This is a genomic window from Vibrio sp. 1249-1, from assembly GCF_033340495.1.
The window spans coordinates 1-598 of record NZ_JAWOWJ010000814.1 but is presented as its reverse complement, the minus strand read 5'-3'; the positions used below and the strand labels follow the sequence as shown (position 1 = coordinate 598).

The window sequence follows — 598 nt, the reverse complement described above, 5'->3', positions numbered from 1 at the left end:
TTCCCAGTGCGATTCGATACCACAGACAAGGCAGTAGAGGTCTGAAATGTCACTATTAGAGGTGAAAAACCTTCGTATTGAGTATCCATCCCGACACGGCGTTCACGCGGCCGTGAAATCACTTTCGTTTAATATTGAACGAGGCGAAATCGTGGGTGTTGTTGGCGAATCCGGTGCGGGTAAGTCCACCGTTGGTAACGCCGTTATCGATTTGCTGAGCCCTCCGGGACGCGTTGCCAGTGGCGATGTCTTTTTGGATGGTGAAAAAATCTCTGGCTTAACACCAGAAGCGATGCGTAAGGTACGTGGCTCGAAGATTGGTTTTATCTTCCAAGACCCGATGACCTCTCTTAACCCTTTGTTTACGGTTGAGCAGCAGCTAAAAGAAACCATTCATGCCAACATGAAAGTGTCTGACGACGAGGCGTATCAACGCGCGTTGTCTCTGATGCAGCAAGTCGGCATCCCTCAGCCTGAAAACCGTCTTAAACAGTATCCTCACCAGTTTTCTGGTGGTATGCGTCAGCGTGTGGTTATCGCGATCGCTTTGGCTGGTGAGCCAGATCTGATCATCGCCGATGAGCCAACCACGGCACTG

General features: G+C 50.5%; 1 protein-coding gene. It reads left to right on the top strand.

Annotated features, from left to right (window positions below; genetic code table 11):
- Positions 1-46 precede the first annotated feature (46 nt).
- The coding region (locus R7Z50_RS29075; RefSeq protein ID WP_318149954.1) for an ABC transporter ATP-binding protein at positions 47-598 on the top strand (552 nt) is incomplete at its 3' end.